A 16,504-nucleotide genomic window follows, 5' to 3' on the forward strand; every position below is an offset into this window, starting at 1 on the left:
CGTCCGGACGGGGAAGCCCACAAAGCGCCCCTGACCTGCGACGACACCGGCGGACGACACGCAGCGGCACCCCGTGTACGCACACACGCACAGCGTCGCCGGCCGATGCGCGGCCGCCCGTCCGGGCGACCGGACAGCGGTGACGGCGAGAGAGGACGGTGACGGCGGCAGGGACGTGCTCACCTTGCGCGACAGCCGGTGCGCCACGCCGGATCAGGCGCGCGCGGACACCAGCGCCCAGACCGACTTCCCGGCCCCGTCGGGCGGCGTCCAGCCCCAGGAATCACTGAGCGAGTCGATGATGTGCAGCCCCCGCCCCGACTCGGCGAACCAGTCGGGCTCCTTCAGCACGGGAACGCCGGTGCCGGGATCGGCGACCGTGCACAGCACCGAGGTGTCGCGCAGCAGCAGCCCCAGCCACAGCGGCCGGTCGGAGAGCGCGCACGTCGCGTCCTCCAGCCCGTAGCGGACGGCGTTGGTCAGCATCTCCGAGACGACTATCGACGCGTTCTCGACGACTCCCAGCATCCCCCAGTCGCTCAGCGTGGACCGGGTGAACTGCCGTGCGGCGCCAGCCGCATGGAGATCCCCGCTCAGCCCGCAGGCGGCGAAACGCGTCCCGGGACCCTCGGGCAGGTCGAAATCGAGAGGGGTCGCCGGGTGAGTCGTCATCGAGTACTCCGCGGAGCGTCGAGGGGGGCGCGGTGTCTACGGACTCCACTATCCCGGTCGGATCCCTACCCGTGCAAGCACATCTGCAATTACAGTCGTAAGTGCAACTGTAAGTACGTCTGCACGTGCAGATGCACGTGCAGAACGCCAAGGAGGCGTACCCATGCGGGAGTTCGAAAACGGCGTCCCGGCCACCGACATCGACGGCGCGGTCTGGCGGAAGAGCCGCCGCAGCAACCCCAGCGGCAACTGCGTGGAGCTCGCCCCGCTGCCGGACGGCGGCGTCGCGATGCGCAACTCCCGCCACCCCGGGGGTCCCGCCCTCGTCTACACCCGCGCGGAGATCGAGGCGTTCCTCGGCGGGGTCAAGGACGGCGACTTTGACGACATGGCCGGCTGACGGCCCCTCATCCCCTCGATGACCTGCCCTCCGCCCCTTCGAAGCGCGGACCCCCGGGCGCGCCGCCCGCGAACGCGTACGGCGCGCCCGGGGATATGGCTGTATTCGCACGCCCATTGGTGGGAGACTGGTTGTCTGCCCAGTCACTCACGGGAGTCGGCATGACCGCGACGCGGCCGAGCAACGAACCGTCGATAAAGCAGTACCTGGAGCACCCGCGAGGTGGTCCGACGGTCCTGCGCATCGTGCTGGGCACCCAGTTGCGCAGGTTGCGGGAGGCCTCCCACATCACCCGCGAGGCCGCCGGCGACGCGATCCGCGGCTCCCACGCCAAGATCAGCCGCCTGGAGCTGGGCCGTGTGGGCTACAAGGAGCGCGACGTCGCCGATCTGCTCACCCTGTACGGGGTGACCGACGAGTCCGAGCGCGCCGACTTCCTGAATCTCGCACGGCAGGCCAGCACGCCCGGCTGGTGGCACCGGTACGGCGACGTCCTGCCCGGCTGGTTCGAGACCCTGGTCGGCCTGGAGGAAGCCGCCTCCGTCATCCGTACCTACGAGGTGCAGTTCGTCCCCGGCCTGCTGCAGACCGAGGAGTACGCCCGCTCCGTGATCCGCCTGGGGCACCCCCGGGCGTCCGGTGTCCAACTGGAGCGCCGGGTCGCGCTGCGCATGGCACGCCAGCAGCTGCTGACCGCGCCGGGAGCGCCGCGGCTGTGGGCGGTCGTGGACGAGGCGGCCCTGCGCCGGGCGCTGGGCGGCCGGGAGGCGATGCGCGGCCAGCTGGAACGTCTCATCGAGGCGGCCGCCCTGCCGAACGTGACACTGCAGATCGCGCCCTTCAACGTCGGCGGCCTCGCCACGGCGGGCGGCCCGGTCACGATCCTGCGTTTCCTGGAGCCCGACCTCCCGGACATCGTCTACCTGGAGCAGCTGACCAGCTCGCTGTACCTGGACAAGCAGGAGGACGTCGACAACTACCTGGCCGTCATGGACCGGCTGAGCGCCGAGGCCGAGCCGCCGGCGCGGACGCCCGGCATCCTCAACGACATCCTGAAGCAGCTGGTCTGATCGGCGGTCCCGCCCGGTCCCGGGGCGCACCCCGGGACCCGGCACGGCCGACGCGGCGACCCGTCAGGCCTTGCGGCCGACTCCGCCGAACTCGATCCATTCCTGCGTGGCCTGACGGGGCGCCAGCTCGGTGTCGGGCCGCCAGGTGGACACCTCCACCAGACCGGGCTCCAGGATCTCCATCCCGTCGAGGAAGCCGGCCACGTCGTGCTCCTGGCGCACCCGGCCCCAGTTGCCCTGGGTGCTGGCGTCCATGAACTCGGTGACGAAGTCCCGCACCGACTTGTCCTCGCTGACCAGCTGGCACACCACGAGGAAGCTGCCCGGCACCAGACGCTCCGCGACCCGCCGCACCAGCCCCGCCGGGTCGTCCTCATCGGTGATGCAGTGCATGACGGAGACGAACAGGGCGGCGACCGGCTTGCTGAAGTCGATCAGCCGCTCGACCTCCGCGTGCCCGAAGATGCCCTCGGTGTCACGGAAGTCGGCCTGGATGACCGCGGTGTTCTCGTTCTCCTCCAGCAGCGCCCGGCCGTGCGCGAGCACGATCGGGTCGTTGTCGACGTAGACCACGCGCGAGGAGGGGTCGATGCGCTGGGCGACCTGGTGCACGTTGTCCTGCGTCGGCAGGCCTGAGCCGTGGTCGAGGAACTGCCGGATGCCGTAGTCCCGAGCCAGCACGCCCACCACACGCTGGAGGAACCGCCGGTTGTTCACGGCGAGTTCCTTCGTGCTGGGCACGACCTTGAGCAGTTCCTCGGAGGCCTCGCGGTCGACCGCGTAGTTGTCCTTGCCGCCGAGCAGGAAGTCGTACATCCGCGCGACGCTGGGCGTCCCGGTGTCGATCGCGGTCGGCAGCGGCTCACGTTCCTGGCTCATCCGGCCCCTCACAGTCCTCCCCACGACCCGAACGCAGGGGTTGATCGCGGATCTCCATCCTATGGGCAATCCCCGGTGCCGATCTGTGGTTTCTCCATTCCGCTTGAGCAATTGCCCGCGGTGGAACGGGTTCTGAAATGCCTTCAGTCGGGCGCTGTGCGACATTCCGCGCGCCAGGACAGGCCCGCGCGGAGCGGCCGGCCGGCGGCTCCTCCGCGCGCCCGGCGCCGGTCGCCACCGCATGTCGTGCGGCCTATCGTCGTTCCCATGGAACTCGATGCGCTGGACCGGGCCCTGATCCGGGAGCTCCAGCACGACGCCCGGCAGACCAACCGGGACCTGGCCGCCAAGACCGGGGTGTCCCCGTCGACCTCGCTGGAGCGGGTGCGGCTGCTGCGCGAGCGCGGTGTGGTCACCGGCTTCCACGCGGCCCTGGACCTCGAGGCCGTGGGGCGCCCGGTGCAGGCCCTGATCGCGGTGCGCATCCGGCCGCCGGCCCGGCCGGTCATCGAGGGGTTCCGCGAATGGGCGGCGCGGCTGCCGGAGACCATCGGCCTGTTCGTCACCTCGGGCGCGCACGACTTCCTGATCCACATCGCGGTCCCCGACGTCAACGGCGTGTACGCCTTCGTCATCGACCGCCTCACCGAACGCCGCGAAGTGGCGGACGTGCAGACCACGATGGCCTACGAGCACGTACGGTCCAGCTCGATCGAACCGGCCGGCCCGGACCGGAACCGGAAGCGCTGAGGCCGCCGGTCCCGGTCCGGAGCGCCGCCGCACGAAAGGGCAGCGCGGGGGCGGAACGCCGTACGACGTGCGCCAGGGGAGCGCGGGACGCGGGGGCCGCCGAAGGAAGTGCGGCAGCCACGCCGCGCGGCCGGACACCTGCCTAGCATCTGCCGGGTCCACCGAACGACCTGGCAGGAGAGCCGACCATGACCGCCGCACACACCGCATCCCCCGCCGGAGCCGTCGGCTTCTCCCCCGAGGAGATCGACCAGGGCGCACCCACCCGCGCGGCCCGGCTCCGCTGGGTCGTCGTCGTCGACAGCGGCCTTCCGCCGGGGCGGGCCGTCAACGCCGCCGTCTGCGCGGGGGCGGCGACCGCCGTCGCCGTGACCGGGCTCCTCGGCGAGGACGCCACCGACTCCGGCGGCAGCGTCCACCCGGGGCTGCCGTGGGCCGGCTGCACGGTGCTGACCGCCGACACCGCCGCGCTCCGGGCGATCCGCGCGGCGGCGCGGGCCTCCGCGGACACCTTCGTCGCCGACATGCCGGAGGCGGCCCAGCGCACCCGCGTCTACACCGACTACCTGGACGCGATGGGCAGGACCGCGGCCGAGGACGTCGACTACTGCGCGGTGAGCATCATTGGGCCGCGCCGGCGCGTCGACAAGATCGTCGGCAGGCTGCCGCTGATGCCATGACGCCCGCGGGCCGGCGGGCCGCCGAAAAAACCCGTGGAACCGAGACACCGCTCCGCCTAGGGTCGGGAACATGAGCACGCGCGTCTTCCGCATCACCGTCCGTGGCGTCTTCGACGGCCTCAGCCCCGAGCAGCGGGCCGAACTCCTGGCCCGGGCCGGGGACCACGACGTGCTGCACGCGGCCTTCACCCCGGAGGGCCACCTCACGTACGACATCGCGGCCCGCCCCGCGTTCACCTTCCGCTTCCAGGACTCGGGCGAGGCCGAGGAGGACATCCTGGAGGCCACCGAGCGCGCCGAGGAGGCGGCCCGGGCGTGGCTGACCGCAGGCGGCTACGGCTTCAAGAACCTCCGCGCCCAGGCCGAGGACCTCTCCCAGGCCCCGCTCGCCAAGCGGCAGCGCCGCGCGGCGGCCACGCAGAACCCGGCCTGACGACCGGGCCCGGCTACGCCTCGCGCGGCGGGACGTAGAAGGCGGTCGTCGCGGCGACCGCGGCGGCCACGACGTCCTGGGGTGCGCCCGAGGCGGCGTACGCCTCGCCCCATGCCTCGCTGCTGCGGACCATGCCCGCGCGGACCTCGTCGGACTCCGCGAACTCGGCGGCCTTCTCGGGGCTGACGAACTCGCCGGCCAGGTAGCGCGAGAACCCGATGAGCGCGAGGTCCCAGCCGACACCGACGGCGCCGGGCCCGAACTGGTCCCACATGCCGGGCGGGACGACGGCGACGTGCTCGAGTTCGAGGACGGTCCGCTCGTCCTGCTCGGACAGGCGCACCGTCACCTCGCTGAAGCCCGGCGCCTCGCCCATCACCCAGCTGACGCGCAGCAGCCGGGGTGCCTCGCACTGGAGGATCTCCCCGCCCGCGTTGCCCTCCAGCTGGTAGCGGCCGCCGAGCCGCAGGTCACCGGTGACGGGCAGGAACCAGCGCTGGATGCGCTCGGCGGTGGTGCAGGCGTCCCACACGTCCTCGATGTCCGCGTCGTAGGCGCGGCGGAGCAGCACCGTGCGCGCCTCCTCGCCGGACACGTCCCGGGAACCCACCTGCCGGTGGGCTTGGTTGATCTGGTCGACAATGTCGCTCATGGTGTCTCTTCCTGTTCCCTCCCGGAGCGGGGGGTGTGCCCCGTCCCCGGCCGTGGTCCCTGCTGCCGTTCCCCGGCGATGCGCCGTTCCCGGCGTCCGCGCGCCAGTTCCGTGCCCAGCGCGTCGAGCCGCTGCTCCCAGAAGCCGCGGAAGCGCTCCAGCCAGACGTCGACCTCGCGCAGCGGGGCCGCTTCCACGGCGTAGAGCCGCCGGGTCCCCTCCGCCCGGACGACGGCGAAGCCGTGCTCCCGCAGCACCCGCAAGTGCTGGGACACAGCGGGCTGCGAGATCCCGAACTCCTCGCGGATCACGTCGCTGATGGCACCGGAGGGCTGCTCACCGGCGGCGAGCAGTTCCAGGATCCGGCGGCGCACCGGATCACCGAGGATGTCGAACGCGTGCACGCGGAGCACTATGCCAGGATCCACTTATATAAGCAACAACTTATGGAGAAGCATCCGGTGACCCGGGGCGGCCGGCCGCCCCGGGTCGTCCCGGTCCACCCCTCCCCCGCCTCACGGGGCCGCGGGATCGCGGAGGCCGTCGTCGAGCGTGCCGTAGTTGTGCTGCGGCAGCACGTCCGCGTCGTAGTCGGCCTTGACCCAGGTGCCGAGCACCATCTCGGCGGTGATGCCCGGGCCGAAGCCGGCCAGCAGACCGCGGTGGCCGTCGAGCGCGGTTCCCTCGTCGAACATCCGGGCCAGGGCGTCGAGCACGACGCAACTGGCGATGTTGCCGTACTCGGTGAGCGTGGCACGGCTGAAGCGGAACGCCTCCGGGTCGACGCCGAGGAAGTGGCTCAGGTCGTCCAGGATGCGCGGGCCGCCCGCGTGGATGACGTAGAAGTCCAGCGCCGACGCGTTCCACTGGTGCTCCTCGGCCACGCGGCTGAGCACCGGCGCCAGCGGCTCCATGGTGCCGGGCACCCGCTTGTCGAGCTGGAAGTGGAAGCCGGTCTGGCGCACCGCGTAGGAGATCCACGCCTCGGTGTTGGGAATGAGGTACGAGGAGTTGCGCTCCAGCCGCATCCCGGTGCCGCCGTTCCCCCGGACCACCGCGGCCGCGACACCGTCGCCGAACAGCCCGTTGGACAGCAGCGTTCCGACGCTCAGGTCGGTCGGCTGGTAGCACAGCGAGCAGAACTCGCAGGCCACGATGAGGACATTGGCCTCGGGGTACGCGGTGCAGAAGTCGTGCGCCCGGTTGATGGCCGCGCCGCCCGCCGCGCAGCCGAGTTGGGCGATGGGCAACTGCCGTGTGTCGTGCCGGAAACCCATCGTGTTGATGAGCCATGCCGTCAGCGACGGCATCATGAAGCCCGTGCACGAGACGTAGATGATGAGGTCGATGTCCGCGGCGGTCAGTTCCGCCTCCTCCAGCGCCTGGCGCACCACCGCGGGCACGCGCGCCTTGGACTCCTCCTCGTAGATCGCGCTGCGCACATCGAAACCCGGATGTTCCAGCACCTCGTCGATCGGGCGTATCAGGTGCCGTTTCCGGACGCCGGTGTTCTCGATGAGCCGGAGGGTCAGGCCGAGTTGCGGGTGGTCCTTGTGCAGCCGTCGTGCCAGCTCGAGCGTCTGTTCGCAGGTGATAACGTTGTCGGGAACCGCGATCACCGGCTTGCACAGAACTGCCATGATTGGCTCCATTCCTGTCCCTCTGGCGGGCAATGGTCCACGCGATGTGTCGCCCCGGCGTATTCCTGCCGGGGCAGACCCGTACCTGTCATGGAAATCAGTAGGGAAGTACGGGCAATTCACCTGCGGCGCCCCAATGGCGCCGGATATCACACGTGGGCCCAAAACGGAGTCGGAAGACATTCGGACCGGTCACCGTCGGTATGACGTGGTAACTCATTCACTTTCTGGTCCGCCCAACAAAAAGTACGGCAGCGGGACCCGGAGCGCACGTCGGAGGCGGTCGCGCCCCGCACGGCACGGTCACCGCACCCGGGCGCCGGCCCCGCCCCGTACGGGCGGAACCGGCGCCGGGGCACTCGGGGCGGTTTCTACCAGCCCACGTGCAGGGCGACCGGGTAGCGCCAGATCGACGTGGCGCTCCAGCGCACCTCCTCGGCCGGCTTGGCCAGCCGCAGCTCCGGGAAGCGGCGCAGCAGCTCAGTGAAGGCGACCTGCAGCTCCATCGTCGCCAGCGGGGCCCCGAGGCAGTGGTGACCGCCCCAGCCGAAGGTCATGTGCGGGGCACCGGTGCGCTCCAGGTCCAGCTCGTCGGGGCGCTCGAACTTCGCGGCGTCGCGGTTTGCGGTCAGGTACGAGACGTGCACAATGTCCCCGGCGCGGATCAGAACGCCGCCGAGCTCCACGTCCTCGGTGGCCACCCGCGGGATGCCGACGCCCTTGCGGAACGGGATGTGGCGCAGCATCTCCTCGATGGCCTGCGGGATCTTCTCGGGGTGCGCGCGCAGCGTCGCGAGCTCGCGGGGCCGGGTCAGCAGCGTGTAGGCGATGTTGCCGATCTCGTTCGACGTCGTGTCCTGGCCGGTGATCAGCAGCACCATGGCCATGACGGTGAGTTCCTTGTCGTTGAGGATCTCGTCGCCGTCGCGGGCCGTCGCCAGCACGCTGATCAGGTCGTCGCCGGGGTGCGCGCGCCGCTGCGCGGTCAGGTCCGCGAAGTACGCGCGCAGGTCGGCCTTGGAGCGCACGGCGTCGTCACGGTTGTCCGGGCTGAAGTCCATCAGCGTGCGGGCGTGGGCGCGCAGCCGCCACCGGTCGTCCTCGGGGATGTCGAGGACCTCGCAGATCGCGGTGAGCGGCAGGGGCGCGGCCAGGTGCTCCACCAGGTCGGCCGGGGGGCCCTCGGCGGCCATCGTGTCGAGGAGTTCGGTGACGACGCGCTCGATGTGCGGGCGCATGCGCTCGACCTGGCGCGGGGTGAAGCCCTTGGAGACCAGGGACCGCAGCCGGCTGCTGTCCGGCGGGTCCATCACGTTGATCGCCTCGTCCTGCACGATCGGCTCCGGGGTCATGCGGGGGAAGTCCTTGCCGACGACGCCGCGGCGGCTGAAGCGCCGGTCGGTCGTCACCGTCCGGACGTCCTCGTAGCTCGTGACGAGCCACGCCTCGCCCTCCCCGTGGGGCAGCTTGATGCGTGAGATCGGTTCGTTCTCCATCAGGTGCTTCAACTGGGGGTCGAATTCGAGGGCCACGGCGAAGTCGAAGGGGCAGTCGTGCGCGGAGGGACCGGAATCCATGCGATGCTCCAGTGAGCCTGGACGTCAGGGAACATCTCACAACAAATCGCCCCCGGGGTCCCCACGGCCACCGCAGCAAGCCCATCCGGGGGACCCGCACCGGACGGCCCGGCGTGGCGCGCCCCGGGGCCGCCGGCGGCCCCGGCGTCCCGGGGTCAGGAACGCCGGCGGGGCTTGCCCTGCTTGCCGCCGCGGCTCGCACCGCCCTTGGCACCCCCGGACGCCCCGCGCGGGCTCTTGCCACCCGCCCGGCCGCCGCCCGCCTTCTGCGCCGTCTTCCCCGCGGCCTTTCCGGCCGCGGGCTTGCGCCGCGCGGCGCCGGCGTCGGGGCGCTGCTCCTTCGCCTGGGCGGTCGCGTCGGGGCGGCGGCCCCGCGTGCTGTTGACCGTCCGGCCGCGGACGACGCCGATGAAGTCCTCCACCAGGTCCGTCGTCGCGTCCTCGGGCCAGGACAGCGCGACGCGCGACTGCGGGGCGTCCACGAGCGGACGGTAGGTGAGGTCCCGGCGGTGGTGGAGCCGGGCCAGGGACTGCGGGACGACCAGCAGGCCCACGCCCGCCGCCACCAGCTCGACCGCGTCCGCGGTCGTCGCGGGCCGCTCGATCGCGGGCCGGCCGGGGGGCCGCTCCCAGTCGAGGGTGTCGTCGAGGGGATGGAAGAGCACCTCGTCGGCCAGGTCGCCGGTGCTCACCTCCTCGACCGCCGCCACGGCGTGGTCCTTGGGGACCACGACCACGGTCGTCTCGGTGTAGAGGGGGATCGCGCTGAGGTCGGTGCCGTCCACCGGGAGCCGTACGAAGCCCGCGTCGGCGCCGCGGTCCCGCAGCAGTCCCGTGACCTCGGCGGAGGGGACCGCGACGAGTTCAAGAGGGACGGCGGGGAACCGCTCCTGCCAGATCCTCACCCATTTGGCGGGTGTCACGCCCGGCACGTACGCGAGCCTGAACTGGGGGGATGCTTCCGAGCCTGTCACCAGGACAGGCTACCCGGGCCGCGGCGGGGACGGCCCGTCCACGCGGTCGGAGCGGGCCCGCGGGGTCGATATCCTGGACGTATGACGTCGCACCACAGCACCCAGACCATGAAGCCCGCCACCGCGGCCAAGAAGCTGGGTGTGTACCTCGAAGCCACTCCCGCCGAGTTCCAGGAAGGCGTCGTCTCCCGCGACGAGCTGAACGCGCTCCAGGCCGACCCGCCGGAGTGGCTGCGGGACCTGCGGCGCGACGGGCCGCACCCCCGCCCGGTCGTCGCGGCCAAGCTGGGCGTCTCGATCGCGGGCCTGGCCCGCGGTGGCGTCACCGAGCCGCTCACGACCGAGCAGATCGACGCGCTCAAGCAGGACGTCCCCGAGTGGCTGGTGAAGGAGCGCGCCACGCAGGCCGAGGTCCGCAAGGAGGCGGCGCGCCTGAAGGAGCGGAACGCCGAGCGCGAGGAGCAGGCGAACCGGTCGCGCTGACCCGTCGTCCACCAGGGTTCCGGGGGGCCGGGGCCCGCTCCCCCGTCACGCGGAGGTGGGGAGCGATCCGTCGGCGACGAGGTCGAGCAGACCCGGGAAGCGTTCCTGGAGGTCGTCGCGGCGCAGCGAGACCTTGCGGCTGTTGCCGTAGTTGACCTGGCGGATCAGCCCCGCCTCGCGCAGGACCCGGAAGTGATGGGTCATGGTCGACTTGGAGATCGCGAGGCCGAAGGACGCGCAGGTGCGCTCGATGCCCTCGGACTCCCGGCACAGGTCCTCGACGACCTTGCGGCGCAGGGGATCCGCCAGGGCGGCGAAGACGGAGCCCAGATCCATCTCCCCGATCTCGGGGTGGCCTTCGGCGTCCGGCATGTTCCCTCCTGGTCCCCTTCTGCCCCGGATACGACAATCACGATACCTCAGGGGTATGTGCGGCCTGGCGGGCGAGCCATGAACATATGCGGACCTTTCCCCAGGCCCGCCGCCCGCGCCTCCGACCCTCCCTGACGTGCCGTCAACTCCGTACCGGACAGCGGAAATCAGCCACGGCAGGCCCCTCCCTGACCGAGCCGCGGGACGGCGGAGCGAACGGGGGTCCGACCGCGATATGGTGCGCCCCGGGAGGGGCCTCGGCGTGCGGTGCCGGAACGCCCAGGGGAGGGATGTGCCATGGGCGCACCAGACGCCGCGATCCAGCGGGCAGAGCGGGCGCTCGGCGTCGCCTTCCCCGAGGACTACCGCTCCTTCCTCTCCGACCCGGGCTCCGTGGCCCGGCACTTCCTCCCCGCCGGTGACTTCCTGACGCTCTGTCCGGTCGGCGACCTCCTCGGCCTCAACGACGCGGCGGGCCCGGCCGGCCGCCTGCCCGGCGCCGTGGTCATCGGCGGCGACGGCTGCCGCGAGCTCCTCGTCTACGACTTCCGGCAGCAGCCTCCCCCGCTGCTCCTGATCGACTCCGCGACCGCCGCCTGGTCCGAGGGCCTCCGTCAGGCGGCCACACTGACGGAGTTCCTGACCCACTTCCCCGAACACGGCTGGCGCTGGCACTAGCCGCCGCCGGGTGCCCGGCGGCCCGGCCGGCCTCCGTCGACCGGAAAGCCGATCACGGCGGCCGCGTCCGCGACGGCCGTGAAGGACACGGTGCCGCGCAGAGCGCGAACCGTCCACGTACTCGGCGCGCAAGGCGTCGATGTCGACCGGCGTCCCGTCGTACCGCTCCGCGAGATTGCGGAACGCCCCGGGCGCCGGGCCGGTCGGCAACCGGAAGAGCCGGTCGGCGCCATCGGGATCCGCGTGCCCCTCGGGGAAGTCGATCCCGCCCGCGTGCCGGCGGTCGTCGTCCGACGCCCGCCACAGACATGCGGTCACGGCGAGCATGCCGTCGTCCAGGAAAGCCGGCTCCGCCACATGCCCCTGGAACGACCGGGGAACGTCGTCCACCACACCGCCGCACTCCGTCGTCACTGAGGGGCCTACGGTGCCCCCGCGCCCGGAGTTCGACGCAGGGTGGGCGCTCGACTACTCCCCGGAAGAGGTACGCGGGTCCCCGGTGGGCGCACGGAGGGCGCCGCCGCCCTTGCGCAGGCGCGCCGCGACGTGCGCGGGCATCAGGGGGGCGTGGGTGCTCAGGATCTCCAGGAAGGATTCGGTCACCGGGTCCGGGGTGGTGCGGGTGTATCCGGTCAGCCGGCGCCGCACAGGCGGGTCGGGGCGCAGGACGAGGCCGCCGAAGTGCGGCGGGATGGTGTTGGCCGGGACGAAGGTGGGCCCCAGCCCGGCGGCGGCGTACTCGACGGCAGACGGCGCCTGCTCGGTGCGCACGGCGATCCGGGGCCGGAACCCGGCGGCGGCGCAGGCGTCGTCGAGGATGTCGGAGAGGCCGCTGTCGGGTGTGAAGTGGACCCATTCGCGGTCCGCGAGATCGCCGAGCCGGACGTCCGGTGCGCGGCCGGCGGCGGCCCGGTCGCCGGCGTCGGTGACGACCAGGAACTCCTCCGCGCCGATGGGCCGCGCGGGGCCCTCCCAGTCCTCGGGCAGGGGTCCCACCGCGACGTCCGCCTGGCCGGCGGCCATGGCCTGCGCGAGATCGTCCCATCTGCGGTGCTCGAACAACCGGACCCGCACCTCCGGATGCGTGCGTCGCCAGCGGCCCAGCACCGCGGGCAGTACACCGGAGCTGACCGAGTAGAGCGTCGCGAGATGCAGCTCGCCGGTGGCGACGCCCGCGGCACGCCGGGCGGATGTGGTGGCCCGGCCCGCCTCCGCGAGGGCCGCACGGGCGTGCGGCAGCATCGACCGGCCGGCCGGGGTGAGCCGGACTCCGCGGGGCAGCCGTTCCAGCAGCGGGCCGCCCACTTCCCGTTCCAGTGCCCGGAGTTGGTGCGACAGCCCCGGCTGCGAGATGTGCAGGCTCTCGGCGGCCCGGGTGAAGGACCCCTCGTCCACGATGGCCACCAGATATTCCAGCTGGCGCAGCGTTGCCATGCATTCAGGATATCGAAGGGATACAAAACGTCTCTTGGACTTATGGCCCGGACCGGGCGAGGCTGGATGGCGTAGGGCGATCCACGCGGTGCCGGTCCCGGACCGGCGGGCGGATCGCACCTTCCGAGACCTCATCGGCACTGGAATTCCCCGGGAGGCGCTGTGCCGCTCACATCTTCCGATCCGATCGTGGTGGGAAACATCGCTCTGTCCTTTCACCGTGCCGCCGCTGCCGTCGTCCGCCGTGTCATGGAGTCCCACGGGCACCCGGTGGCCGGTGCCGAGGGCGTGCACGAGGAGATGTTCGGTCTCCTGGAGCACGGACGGGTCGACGTGCTGGTGTCGGCGTGGCTGCCGTCCAGCCACGGCCGGTACCTGTCCGGCTTCCGGGACCGGGTGCGGGTGCTCAGCCCGCACTATCAACCGCACTGTGTGTGGGCGGTACCGCGGTACGTCCCCTTCGACATGGTCGGTGAGGTGTCCGATCTGGTCCGGCCCGAGATCGCCGGCCGTATGACAACGGCCATCGACGGGATCAACCCCGGAGCAGGCATCAGCCGCTTCTCCGCCGCGATGGTGAAGGCGTACGGGCTGGACAGGGCCGGGTACAGGTTCAGGCCGGGCACCGAAGGGGATTTCGTCGCCCGGGTGGGACGCGGTATCGCCGCGGGCGAATGGTTCGTGATCCCGCTGTGGCGTCCGCAGTTCCTCAATCGCCTGCACCACCTCCGGCCGCTCGAGGAGCCCAAGGGACTGCTGGGAAGCGTGGACGACGCCTGCCCGGTCATCCGCAACGACGCCCTGGAGCGCGTCGGCCCCGAGGCCGTTGCCCGGCTGGATGCCCTGGCCCTGGGCAACGACGGCGTCGAGGAGATCGACGCCTTGATCAACGTCGACGGGCTGAGCCCGCTGCAGGCCGCCGACCGCTATCTGGCCGCGCACCCCCGCGAGGTCTCCCTCTGACACGGCCCCCGGTACCCGGGCCTGTCCCCCACCGAACTGGAGTCACCCCCATGAACGCGACGACCATGCGAGCCGTCGGCTATCTCAAGAGCCTCCCGATCGACGACGAGAGCAGTCTGGTCGACCTCGAACTGCCCGTTCCGAAGCCGGAACCGCACGATCTGCTGGTGAAGGTCGAGGCCGTGGCGCTCAATCCCGTCGACTTCAAGATGCGCCAGAACAGCGATCCCGGCGGCACGGCGAAGGTACTCGGCTGGGACGCGGCAGGGACGGTCGTCGCGGTCGGCGACGAGGTGCGGCGGTTCGAGGTCGGCGACAGCGTCTACTACGCCGGTGCCATCGACCGTCCGGGCACCAACTCCGAGTACCACGTGGTCGACGAACGCATCGCCGCCCGCAAGCCGGCCTCCCTCTCCTTCGCCGAGGCCGCCGCGCTGCCGCTGACCTCGCTGACCGCCTGGGAAGGGCTGTTCGAGCGCCTGGGCCTGGAGAACGGGGCCATGAACCAGGACGGCGCCCTGCTCGTCACCGCGGCGGCCGGCGGCGTGGGGGCCATGGTCGCCCAGCTCACCCGCGCGCTCACCAGCCTCACCGTGATCGGCACCGCCTCGCGCCCCGAGACCGTCGACTTCGCCACCCGCATGGGTGTGCAGCACATCGTCAACCACCACGAGCCGCTGGTACCGCAGCTGGCCGAGGTGGCGCCGGGCGGGATCACCCACGTCTTCAGCACCACGGGGACCGACCGCAATCTGCCCGACTACGCCGAGGCGCTGAAGCCCTTCGGCCACATCGTCGCCATCGACGACCACGACAGCCTGCGCGTCGGTCTGCTCAAGCCCAAGTGCATCGCCTTGCACTGGGAGTTCATGTTCACCCGGTCACTCTTCCGCACGCCCGACCAGGACCGGCAGCACCACATCCTGACCCAGGTCGCCCGCCTCGTGGACGCGGGCATCCTGAGGACGACGGCGAACAGGGACCTGGGACCGGTCAACGCGGCCAACCTCCGCGAGGCGCACCGCGTCCTCGAATCCGGCTCCACCGTCGGCAAGGTCACCCTCACCGGGTTCTGACGGCCGTCGCCGCGAAGGAACGGCTACGGCGCGAGGAGCGCGCCCGCGAGGGTCCGGGCGAGCCAGTCCTGGTACTCCTCGACACTCCATTCGCAGACGTCGACGAGCCGTTCGTACACCTCGATCGAGGTGAGGGCGTAGGCCTCGTCGGCGGCCCGGTCGGCGGTCAGGCCCGGGCGCAGGGCGCCCACTTCGGCCAGATGCCCGGTCAATTGGTGGCTGCCGGTGCGGCGCTGCCGCTCGGTGTCGGCGAGCAGGTCGCCGGCACCGGCGCCGCCCGCGGCGGCGGCCGCGCGCAGTACGCGGTGGACCGGCCCGATCCGGCCGAGGATCGCGACCGCCATCGCCGCGTACATCGCCAGTTTCCTTGCCGGGTCCGGCTCTTCGACGATCGCCCGCACCGCGGGGCGTTCGCTCTGCGGGACCTGCCGGCCGTCGCCGGCCAGCGTGACGTCGTACACGAGCTTGACCAGGGCCGGTTTGCCGCCCGGGCAGGTGGCGTACAGCGTCTGCACGGCGACGCCGGCGGCCGCGGCGACGCCGCTCATGGTGGTGTCCGCGAAGCCCCGCTCGATCATCAACGCCCGCGCGGCCTCGGCGATCCGCAGCCGGGTCGCCTCGGCGTGCTCGCGCCGCAGTTCGCTGTTGTAGCGCCGCTTGTGAGTGCCTTCCATCGGGGTTCATCGTGCCATACGATTCGCAAGACGCGTCTCTAATGAAAAGCTGAATGTCTAGCCAAACAGGGGTGGGGCCCATGCGTACCGTCGTACTGGAGATCGTCCGTGGCGGAGCGGCGACACTGCTCGGGCTCTACGCGGGGGGTGTGTTCTTCGCCGTGATCGCGCCGTCCGTCGGGCGGCTCCCCGGCCCGGTGTACGTGCCCTATTGGAAGGCGCTCAACACCGACTACGGCCGGGTGATGCCGCCGTTCCTCCTCACCTGCCTCGCGCTGCTCGTCGCGACATGCGCGCTCTCCTACGGGCGGGGCAGGACGGCGTTCTGGCTCAGCGTGGCCGCCACGGTGCTCGTGCTCGCCACGATCGTGCTGACCGTGACGCAGATGGAACCGCTCAACCGCCTTGTCGACGGCTGGAGTCCCGACGACGCCCCGGCCGACTTCGCCGCCGTCCGCGGCCGTTGGCTGGCCCTCCACACCGTCCGCACGGTCCTCGCGGTACTGGCCTTCGTCAGCCTCCTCACCGCCCAGGGAACCGACCGGCCGAAGCCGCCGCACGCCCGTCCGGCCACGGCGGTCGTCGGCGTCGGCGTCGACGCCGCGCGGTAGGTGTCACTCGGCAACACGGGCGGCGGCGGGAGAGGACCGAGCGGTTCGCCACGACTGGAGAGCCCCCGTACACCGCCGAGGGCGGGCATCCATCCAAGGGTTGTCCCGTAAATCCTCTTTGAGCCGCCGGGGGCAGGGTCGGCCGCGGTGCGGGGCGCCGGCACGTTGCTGTGTCCAGTCCCCGGTCGCGATCTTGCGACCTGCTGTCCACCCAGCAGCGCCAAGCGCCTCCAGCACCGACGGACCACAGCCCGTCAACAAATCACCGATGTGTTCTATGCGCCCTACCCAGCCTCTCGGGTGTCTGTTGCCGGAAGTCTGCCGCACATCCGGACCAGCAGACAGGGCTATTGGCCACGGGTGGTACGGAGATCGTTTACGGGACAAGCCTTAAAGGGTGTTGCACAAGGCTCTGAGCTGGGCATCTTCTCTGTATGGCTGGGGTGTTACGGGCTGAGCGCGTGTGGGTGGAGACGTTCACGGGGC

At 71.6% G+C, this 16,504-nt stretch carries 20 protein-coding genes; 10 read left to right on the top strand and 10 right to left on the bottom strand.

Translation table 11 applies throughout. The features are described from left to right. Nucleotides 1–213 precede the first annotated feature (213 nt). Nucleotides 214–672: an ATP-binding protein gene (locus tag ACIP9H_RS36840; protein ID WP_401583710.1), complete on the bottom strand. Its 459-nt coding sequence runs from the start codon at nucleotides 670–672 to the stop codon at nucleotides 214–216. Nucleotides 673–835: 163 nt separating this feature from the next. Here ACIP9H_RS36840 and ACIP9H_RS36845 point away from each other — a divergent pair, with 163 nt between their 5' ends. After that, nucleotides 836–1,072 (top strand): DUF397 domain-containing protein, encoded by a 237-nt coding sequence (locus tag ACIP9H_RS36845; RefSeq protein ID WP_360908665.1) that lies wholly within the window; start codon nucleotides 836–838, stop codon nucleotides 1,070–1,072. 161 nt (nucleotides 1,073–1,233) lie between these two features. After that, nucleotides 1,234–2,142 carry a helix-turn-helix domain-containing protein gene (locus ACIP9H_RS36850; protein ID WP_401583713.1) on the top strand — a complete coding sequence of 303 codons (909 nt, stop codon included), beginning with the start codon at nucleotides 1,234–1,236 and terminating at the stop codon, nucleotides 2,140–2,142. A 63-nt stretch (nucleotides 2,143–2,205) separates the two neighbouring features. Here the strand turns inward: ACIP9H_RS36850 and ACIP9H_RS36855 are convergent, their stop codons facing one another. Then, complete coding sequence (locus tag ACIP9H_RS36855) at nucleotides 2,206–3,021, bottom strand: SAM-dependent methyltransferase (protein WP_401583715.1); 816 nt, start codon at nucleotides 3,019–3,021, stop codon at nucleotides 2,206–2,208. Between the two features lie 267 nt (nucleotides 3,022–3,288). Between ACIP9H_RS36855 and ACIP9H_RS36860 the strand changes: the two genes are divergently transcribed. The 3 genes from ACIP9H_RS36860 to ACIP9H_RS36870 all read left to right on the top strand — a co-directional run bounded on the left by ACIP9H_RS36860 (nucleotide 3,289) and on the right by ACIP9H_RS36870 (nucleotide 4,884). Further along, complete coding sequence (locus ACIP9H_RS36860; protein ID WP_401583718.1) at nucleotides 3,289–3,771, top strand: Lrp/AsnC family transcriptional regulator; 483 nt, start codon at nucleotides 3,289–3,291, stop codon at nucleotides 3,769–3,771. A 188-nt stretch (nucleotides 3,772–3,959) separates the two neighbouring features. After that, nucleotides 3,960–4,451, top strand: coding sequence for a DUF2000 domain-containing protein (locus ACIP9H_RS36865; RefSeq protein ID WP_401583721.1), 492 nt, complete (start codon nucleotides 3,960–3,962; stop codon nucleotides 4,449–4,451). A gap of 70 nt (nucleotides 4,452–4,521) precedes the next feature. Further along, nucleotides 4,522–4,884 (top strand): DUF6204 family protein, encoded by a 363-nt coding sequence (locus ACIP9H_RS36870; RefSeq protein ID WP_401583724.1) that lies wholly within the window; start codon nucleotides 4,522–4,524, stop codon nucleotides 4,882–4,884. A gap of 13 nt (nucleotides 4,885–4,897) precedes the next feature. Here the strand turns inward: ACIP9H_RS36870 and ACIP9H_RS36875 are convergent, their stop codons facing one another. The 5 genes from ACIP9H_RS36875 to ACIP9H_RS36895 form a co-directional block, all read right to left on the bottom strand. Next, on the bottom strand, nucleotides 4,898–5,536 hold the full coding sequence (locus ACIP9H_RS36875; protein ID WP_401583726.1) for an SRPBCC family protein: 639 nt from the start codon (nucleotides 5,534–5,536) through the stop codon (nucleotides 4,898–4,900). Then, nucleotides 5,533–5,940 (bottom strand): ArsR/SmtB family transcription factor, encoded by a 408-nt coding sequence (locus ACIP9H_RS36880; protein ID WP_401583729.1) that lies wholly within the window; start codon nucleotides 5,938–5,940, stop codon nucleotides 5,533–5,535. The genes ACIP9H_RS36875 and ACIP9H_RS36880 overlap by 4 nt, the downstream gene beginning before the upstream one ends. Nucleotides 5,941–6,051: 111 nt before the next feature. Next, nucleotides 6,052–7,176, bottom strand: a complete 1,125-nt coding sequence (locus tag ACIP9H_RS36885; RefSeq protein WP_401963362.1) for a type III polyketide synthase — start codon at nucleotides 7,174–7,176, stop codon at nucleotides 6,052–6,054. Nucleotides 7,177–7,547: 371 nt separating this feature from the next. Next, nucleotides 7,548–8,753: a cytochrome P450 gene (locus tag ACIP9H_RS36890; RefSeq protein WP_401583734.1), complete on the bottom strand. Its 1,206-nt coding sequence runs from the start codon at nucleotides 8,751–8,753 to the stop codon at nucleotides 7,548–7,550. Between the two features lie 155 nt (nucleotides 8,754–8,908). Beyond that, on the bottom strand, nucleotides 8,909–9,727 hold the full coding sequence (locus ACIP9H_RS36895) for a LysR family substrate-binding domain-containing protein (RefSeq protein WP_401963364.1): 819 nt from the start codon (nucleotides 9,725–9,727) through the stop codon (nucleotides 8,909–8,911). A gap of 81 nt (nucleotides 9,728–9,808) precedes the next feature. On the opposite strand from ACIP9H_RS36895, the gene ACIP9H_RS36900 reads away from it, so the two are divergent. Beyond that, a complete protein-coding gene (locus ACIP9H_RS36900) occupies nucleotides 9,809–10,210 on the top strand; it encodes a DUF5997 family protein (RefSeq protein WP_401963366.1) in 402 nt (133 codons plus the stop codon). Nucleotides 10,211–10,255: 45 nt separating this feature from the next. Here the strand turns inward: ACIP9H_RS36900 and ACIP9H_RS36905 are convergent, their stop codons facing one another. Next, nucleotides 10,256–10,582 (bottom strand): ArsR/SmtB family transcription factor, encoded by a 327-nt coding sequence (locus tag ACIP9H_RS36905; protein ID WP_401963368.1) that lies wholly within the window; start codon nucleotides 10,580–10,582, stop codon nucleotides 10,256–10,258. Nucleotides 10,583–10,879: 297 nt separating this feature from the next. Here ACIP9H_RS36905 and ACIP9H_RS36910 point away from each other — a divergent pair, with 297 nt between their 5' ends. Beyond that, a complete protein-coding gene (locus tag ACIP9H_RS36910) occupies nucleotides 10,880–11,260 on the top strand; it encodes an SMI1/KNR4 family protein (RefSeq protein ID WP_401583746.1) in 381 nt (126 codons plus the stop codon). 468 nt (nucleotides 11,261–11,728) lie between these two features. On the opposite strand, the gene ACIP9H_RS36915 is transcribed toward ACIP9H_RS36910, so the two are convergent. Next, complete coding sequence (locus ACIP9H_RS36915; protein WP_401583748.1) at nucleotides 11,729–12,694, bottom strand: LysR family transcriptional regulator; 966 nt, start codon at nucleotides 12,692–12,694, stop codon at nucleotides 11,729–11,731. A gap of 189 nt (nucleotides 12,695–12,883) precedes the next feature. Here ACIP9H_RS36915 and ACIP9H_RS36920 point away from each other — a divergent pair, with 189 nt between their 5' ends. Next, nucleotides 12,884–13,657 (top strand): glycine betaine ABC transporter substrate-binding protein, encoded by a 774-nt coding sequence (locus ACIP9H_RS36920; protein ID WP_401963370.1) that lies wholly within the window; start codon nucleotides 12,884–12,886, stop codon nucleotides 13,655–13,657. Nucleotides 13,658–13,707: 50 nt separating this feature from the next. Then, the gene (locus ACIP9H_RS36925) at nucleotides 13,708–14,733 is read left to right on the top strand and encodes a zinc-binding alcohol dehydrogenase family protein (protein ID WP_401963372.1); all 1,026 of its coding nucleotides are present in this window, start codon (nucleotides 13,708–13,710) and stop codon (nucleotides 14,731–14,733) included. Between the two features lie 23 nt (nucleotides 14,734–14,756). On the opposite strand, the gene ACIP9H_RS36930 is transcribed toward ACIP9H_RS36925, so the two are convergent. Next, entirely contained in the window at nucleotides 14,757–15,407 is a 651-nt protein-coding gene (locus ACIP9H_RS36930) for a TetR family transcriptional regulator (RefSeq protein ID WP_401963374.1), read from the bottom strand. A gap of 80 nt (nucleotides 15,408–15,487) precedes the next feature. Between ACIP9H_RS36930 and ACIP9H_RS36935 the strand changes: the two genes are divergently transcribed. Then, nucleotides 15,488–16,018, top strand: a complete 531-nt coding sequence (locus ACIP9H_RS36935; RefSeq protein ID WP_401963376.1) for an anthrone oxygenase family protein — start codon at nucleotides 15,488–15,490, stop codon at nucleotides 16,016–16,018. The last annotated feature ends 486 nt before the right edge of the window (nucleotides 16,019–16,504 follow it).

This window comes from Streptomyces sp. NPDC088732 (assembly GCF_044751205.1).
Lineage (GTDB): Bacteria > Actinomycetota > Actinomycetes > Streptomycetales > Streptomycetaceae > Actinacidiphila.